At 60.4% G+C, this 6,503-nt stretch carries 6 protein-coding genes; all 6 read right to left on the bottom strand.

Annotated elements, in window-relative coordinates; translation table 11 throughout:
• Window positions 1-350: alcohol dehydrogenase catalytic domain-containing protein (locus A3C3_RS0116545; RefSeq protein WP_028739708.1), on the bottom strand; the 350-nt coding region annotated here is incomplete at its 3' end.
• A gap of 130 nt (window positions 351-480) precedes the next feature.
• The gene (locus A3C3_RS0116540; RefSeq protein WP_022715698.1) at window positions 481-1,743 is read right to left on the bottom strand and encodes a zinc metalloprotease; all 1,263 of its coding nucleotides are present in this window, start codon (window positions 1,741-1,743) and stop codon (window positions 481-483) included.
• Window positions 1,744-1,857: 114 nt separating this feature from the next.
• Window positions 1,858-3,867: an acetyl-CoA carboxylase biotin carboxylase subunit gene (locus tag A3C3_RS0116535; protein ID WP_022715697.1), complete on the bottom strand. Its 2,010-nt coding sequence runs from the start codon at window positions 3,865-3,867 to the stop codon at window positions 1,858-1,860.
• 104 nt (window positions 3,868-3,971) lie between these two features.
• Complete coding sequence (locus A3C3_RS0116530; protein WP_022715696.1) at window positions 3,972-4,664, bottom strand: hypothetical protein; 693 nt, start codon at window positions 4,662-4,664, stop codon at window positions 3,972-3,974.
• An 85-nt stretch (window positions 4,665-4,749) separates the two neighbouring features.
• On the bottom strand, window positions 4,750-5,688 hold the full coding sequence (locus A3C3_RS0116525) for a DMT family transporter (protein WP_033419687.1): 939 nt from the start codon (window positions 5,686-5,688) through the stop codon (window positions 4,750-4,752).
• 59 nt (window positions 5,689-5,747) lie between these two features.
• Entirely contained in the window at window positions 5,748-6,461 is a 714-nt protein-coding gene (lipB, locus tag A3C3_RS0116520) for a lipoyl(octanoyl) transferase LipB (protein WP_022715694.1), read from the bottom strand.
• Window positions 6,462-6,503 lie beyond the last annotated feature (42 nt).

Here is a 6,503-nt window from a genome sequence, read left to right as displayed (position 1 = left end):
AGGCCCTGGCCCTGGGTGGCGCGGATCGCCGTGCACAGATTGGTCTTGCGCGACAGGCAGGACGGGCATTGACGGCATTCCGGCGTATAGAGCGGAATGACGTGGTCGCCCTTCTTGACCGAGGTGACGCCCGGGCCGACATCGACGACGATGCCGGCACCCTCATGGCCGAGGATTGCCGGAAACAGGCCCTCCGGATCGGCGCCNGACAGCGTGAAATCGTCCGTGTGGCAGATGCCGGTCGCCTTGACCTCGACCAGAACCTCGCCGGCCCGCGGGCCTTCCAGCTGCACGGTCATGACTTCAAGCGGTTGTCCAGCCTGAACGGCAACAGCGGCGCGAACGTCCATCGTCTGATCTCCTCGTGATTTTCCGGCGTAACCTTGGCATGCCGAGCGGCGGCGGCTCAAGCGAAAAGGAAGGGCGGCGCCGACATTATTGCAAAATCAGCTACTTGCGACAACCAGTTTGCTCAGAGCGTCAAAAGAGCTTCTCCGCCGAAAAAATAACTGCATAGCCGTGAATGAGGATCGCAGCATAAAGGCCGAAGGTGACCAGCAGGCGCTCGCAGGCCTTCATCTCCACGAGCTTGTGGCGTGGCTTGAGGGATCCCGCGCCAATCATGCTGAGCAGGATGAAGACGGCGAGCGCCGCAGCCAGGATGCCGCTGGAAACGCCAACCTCCCAGCCGATGAGGAGAATGCAGGCCGTAACGGCAAAGCTCGCTCCGATCAGCGAGCGGGTTGTTCTGAAGATCTGCCGCAAGACCTGACCACCGTCGAACCTTTGCATTGGCAGAAGATTGAGCAGGTTAAAAGCGCCGAGGGTGAACAGGAAGATCAATAGCGGGCCGCGGAATTGCTCCGACAGCAGGCCATTTGCCGCAATGTTATCCCCGGCAATCAGGATAGGCACGAAGAAGGCCGAGATGCCAGGCCCCATCAGCGCACAGGTGGCAACCTCGAAATGGCTCTTGTACGGTCTGCCGCCAATCGCGATGCCGCCGAGGAGCGGCACGAAGATCATGCGCACGGATTCATGTCCGAAAGTTCTGTAGGCGGCGAGATGCCCGAGCTCGTGCAGAGCGATGACGAGGGTAAGAAATGTCGAGATCATTAGCCCGGATGTCGTCAATCCGAAGAACGGCCACAGCAAAAACGTCGAAAGTACTGCCAGGCCGCATTGAAAGGTGGGATGTTCGAAATATCCCTGCGGAACCGATGCACCGGTTTCCAGCCAACCTTCGAGCGCACGCAGCTCGCGGCGCAGCATGACATATCGGAAAAGAAGGAAGGCGAGGCCGCGGTAACGATCCGTCTGCGTAATTTCGATCTCGGCGCCGTCGGGCAGGCGGCGGACGATCCTGCTTTCGCTGAAATCCCGCCAGAAGGCCACATCAAGGGTGCTGTCGTCAGCGACGCGCGAACGAAAGCCGCGTCCGCCGGCGGCCGGCAACGGCTCCAAAGCCAGCAAGCGGCGCAGAGGCGCTCCGTCGCGGTCCAAATGGCTGTAGATCTGCTCGACGATGCCTATGCGGTTTTTGAGCGGCTTGCTGCTGATGACGGAATGATGCCAGTCGGCGTCGGTGCCGGCGGGATCGATCGCTCTCCACAGCTCCTCCGGCGGTCTGTGGAATGTCCGCGTCAGGCGAATGGTGCGCACGCCAAGTGGTATGCGCATGAGGAGCCAGAGCAGGCCAAGATTGATGAACAGCAGCAGGGCGGCAGATTGCAGCGCCGTCATTCGTGTCTCCGAGGCCCCAGCCACAGGACGAAAACGCCGCATACTAGGCTGCAAGACCTTAACAAATGCGAAGTCGCGTCAGCGGTGGCGCAGGCGGACCTGTGCCAATCCGGATCAGGCGAATTCCAGGATCACGGCATCGACGGCGAGGCTCTCGCCAGGCTTCGCATTGATCTTGCCGACGACCAGATCGCGTTCGGCGCGCAGCACGTTTTCCATCTTCATAGCTTCTACGACGGCAAGCGTTTCGCCGGCCTTTACCTCCTGGCCTTCCGCGACGGCGATCGAAATCACCAGCCCCGGCATCGGGCAAAGCAACAGCTTCGAGGTATCGGGCGGGACCTTGACTGGCATCAGGCAATCGAGTTCGGCGTGGCGCGGCGTGAAAACCGTGGCGCGGACCGCAAGGCCCTGCCAATCGATGCGCATGCCGTTCAGAACCGGCCGAACCTGGGCCGTCACCGCCCGTCCGTCGATTGCCCCGTTCCAGACTGGCTCACCGGGTCGCCAATCGGTGACAACATGAAACTTTTCTCCCGCTGCTTCCATCTCCATGTCGAACGGGATGGTCACCAGTCCACCGGCAAGCCTCACCGGCACATAGTCCGTGCCGATCTTCACGACCCATTCCTCGCGAAGTTTACCGTCCGAAGCGCGCAATCGGTCGATATGGCGTTCGCGGCGATCGGCTTCGATCAGTGCTGTAGACAGCGCGACGGCCGCAAGCAGAGCCTCCTCCCGCTGATCGGGGGCCATCGGCGCAAAGCCGTCCGGATATTCCTCGGCAATGAAACCAGTCGAAAGTCTGCCCTCGCGCCAGCGCGGATGCTTCATCAATGCCGAGAGGAACGGCAGATTATGCGCGATGCCGTCAACCACGAAGCCGTCGAGTGCCTGGCCCATGGCATCGATCGCTGCCGAACGGTCCGGCGCCCAGGCGCAAAGCTTTGCGATCATCGGATCGTAATACATCGAGATTTCGGCGCCCTCGAAGACACCGGTATCGTTGCGGACGATCGTGCTACCGTGCCAGCCTTCCGCGGGCGGGCGGTAACGCGTCAGGCGGCCGATCGACGGCAGGAAGTTGCGATAGGGATCTTCGGCGTAGAGGCGGCTTTCGATCGCCCAGCCATTCAGCTTTATGTCCTTCTGGCTGAAGGGAAGCGTTTCGCCCGCGGCAATCCGGATCATCTGCTCCACGAGGTCGATCCCGGTCACCAGTTCCGTCACCGGATGCTCGACCTGCAGCCGCGTGTTCATTTCGAGGAAATAGAAATTGCGGTCGCGGTCAACGATGAATTCCACCGTTCCTGCGCTCTGATAATCGACGGCCTTCGCCAGTGCGACGGACTGCTTGCCCATCGCCTGTCTGGTCTTTTCGTCGAGGAAAGGCGAGGGGGCCTCTTCGACGACCTTCTGGTTCCGCCGCTGGATCGAGCATTCGCGCTCGCCGAGATAGACGGTACTGCCGTGCGCATCGGCCAGCACCTGGATTTCGATATGGCGCGGATCGACAATGTATTTCTCGATGAAGACGCGATCGTCGCCGAAAGAACTCCTTGCCTCGGAGCGGGCACGGTCGAAACCGTCGCGGACTTCCGCCTCGTTCCAGGCGATACGCATGCCCTTGCCGCCGCCGCCGGCCGAAGCCTTGATCATCACGGGATAGCCGATCTGACCGGCGATCTTCTCGGCATGCGCTGCATCCTCGATGACGCCGAGATGGCCCGGCACTGTTGAAACCTTGGCGGCATTGGCGAACTTCTTCGATTCGATCTTGTCGCCCATCGCCCTGATGGCCTTCGGTTTCGGTCCGATGAAGACGATGCCCTCCCGTTCCAGGGCCTCGCAAAAGGAGGCCCGTTCGGAAAGGAAGCCGTAGCCGGGGTGAACAGCTTCCGCGCCGGTCTCCTTGCAGACGGCGATGATCTTTTCGGCGACGAGATAGCTCTCGGCTGCCGCGGCCGGGCCTATATGCACTGCTTCATCAGCCATCTCGACGTGAAGGGCATCGCGGTCTGCGTCCGAATAGACCGCGACCGTTGCAATACCCATGCGGCGCGCAGTCTTGATCACGCGGCAAGCGATCTCGCCGCGGTTCGCGATCAGGATTTTCTTGAACATGCAGACTCCACCCGAAAAATGCGTCCAGAAGTTCTACGCACAAACGCCGAGACGCACAATCGCGCGAAATCTGACGGTGGGGAAGGGACCTGTCCTAACGCAAGTCACGCAACGGCTTGTTCGTCGTCCACGATCCGCAGCCAGCGGCTGATGCGCGGTTCGGCGTAATCGCGAAGCTGGAGCGCCTGGAGGATTTCAGCCCAGCGGGGATGATTGGCGGAAGGCAGCGTTTCCGCTTCGATCCGGCGCAAGACGCTGTGGGTGAGATGCGAAACCGGAATCACACCGCCCTCGCAGATGTTCCGCAGCACGCGCATCACGAAATCGATATCCTGGCGGGCGATGCCCTTGCGGTTCACTGCACGCGACAGCTTGTAGCCGCCGACATCGTCGGTAATCGCGAGGCGCAGCTGATCGAGCGCAAAAGCGCGCAGCTCGTCCGGTACATGGGAGGAAATCTCCATGATGTGCAGTACGAGTTCCAGTTCGAGCGCCGAATTGATGACGCCGTCGGTCGCAAACATGCGCATGATCCAGGCGACATTGATCTCGTCCAGCGAGCCCTGCGGATAGCTGTAGTTGACGATGAAACCGGCGAGTTCTTCCACGAAGAAGGCGCTCCATTCCGGGCATTTTTCAGGACAGGAATTATTCAGCGCCAGCATGACAACGACGTCGTCGGCCCTCCGGACGCCGTGCGGAAAGCTGTGCTTGCGCAAGAGGCTGATATCGTCGGCGGCCAGCCGATGCTTTCCCGCGATCACACATGCCGGAAAAGCGAGTCGGAATTCGCTCATCTTTCATCTCCAGACTTCTTCATGAAGCCGGAAATGATTTTAGCCCCGCGGAATTGAAGAACCCTCAACGACAAGGGTTAATCGACTACGCAGGTGTTTCCGATGATTTTAGCGATCTTGACTGAACGCGTTCGCGCCAGATGATGAAGAGGCCGGACGCGACGATGATGAAAATGCCGATCCATTTGGAAAAATTGGGAAAATCGTTGAACAGCGCGTATCCGAGCACGGTCGCCGAAATGATTTCGAAATATTGGAACGGGGCAAGCAGCGACAGCGGCGCAAGGCGGAATGCCCTGACGACCAGCATATGCGCATAGCCGGAGATGGTGCCGAGGATGAGCAGCAGGGCGAGGCCCAATACCGACGAGGGAAGCGACATTTCGAAATCGGGCATTGCCAGCGCATTTCCACCTAGGAGCGCGGCCCCCATGAAGAGCGTTCCACCGATTCCGGCCAAGGTCTGCATCGTTAACGGCGAATCGGCTTCACCGATTGCCCGGTTGAGGAAGAGATAGAGAGAGAAAAGGAAGGCACAAACCACTGGCAGCAGCGCCTTCAGGCCGAAGATTTCGTAGCTCGGCTGGATGACGATCATCGCGCCTGCGAAGCCGACGACGATCGCCGCCCACCGCCGCCAACCGACCTTGTCGCCGAGGAAGAGCGCCGAAAGAGCCGTCAGCATGAATGGTTCCACGAAATAGATCGCAAAGACATCCGCGAGCGGCATGTATTTGACCGCGACGAAGAAGAGCAGGCTGGCTGCGCCATGCAAGACGCCCCGCAGCAGGTTCATCCATGGCCGCTTTGCCGAAAGCGCCTTCCAGCGGAAGACGGCAAGCAGGATAGGAAGCGTGCAGGCTACCTGAAAGAAGAAGCGATAGAATGTCACCTGTCCCGGTGACATCGCCTCGAAGGTCGCCATGTATTTGGCGATCGCGTCCATGGCGGGCAGGACGACCATGGCGCCGGCCATGATGACCATGCCTTGAAGCGGATTTTGCGGAGATTGTTCTTGGGACATGGTGCAGGCTTTCGGGAACGAAGCCATCAACCACAGGAATGCATGCCGATCAATATGGCCTAGCGCTCGCCCACCGTTTTGCCGAAGACCGATTCGAAGGCTTCCCGCAGGCGGATATCCACATCCGCCATCATCACCGGCAGGCCGAGATCGACAAGGCTGGTCACGCCGTAGGCAGAAATCCCGCAGGGTACGATGCCGGTAAAATGGTCGAGGTCGGGATCGACATTGAGCGACAAGCCGTGAAACGTCACCCATCTGCGAAGCCTGATGCCGAGCGCAGCAATCTTGTCCTCGCTCATGCTGCCGTCGGGAAGAAGCGGCTTCTCCGGCCGTCTCACCCAGACGCCGACGCGGTCCTCGCGCCGCTCGCCGCGTACATTCATCGAACCGAGCGTAAGGATCACCACTTCTTCAAGCGCCGCGACGAAGGCGCGTACATCCTGCCGCCGGCGTTTGAGATCAAGCATCACATAGGCAACGCGCTGGCCGGGGCCATGATAAGTGTATTCGCCGCCGCGGCCGGTCGCAAAAACCGGAAAGCGGTCCGGCTGCACAAGGTCCTTCGCATTGGCGCTGGTGCCTGCAGTATAGAGGGGCGGATGCTCGACGAGCCAGACAAGCTCATCGCCGCCCTCGGCGATCACCGCCACCTCGCGCTCCATCGTCTCGACGGCTTCGCTATAAGCAATGAGACCATCGGCGATGCGCCAACGTACCGGCTTTGAGCCTTCAAGCGGAAACATCGAGAATTGCAGATCGGTGCGCAGCATAGACTTCCCTCGCCGCACGGCGATCACAGGCGGCAGATCGCC

The sequence above is a fragment of the Rhizobium mongolense USDA 1844 genome, from assembly GCF_000419765.1.
Taxonomy (GTDB): Bacteria; Pseudomonadota; Alphaproteobacteria; order Rhizobiales; family Rhizobiaceae; genus Rhizobium; species Rhizobium mongolense.
Note: the sequence above shows the minus strand (reverse complement) of the source record. Positions and strands in the feature narration are given on the sequence as shown.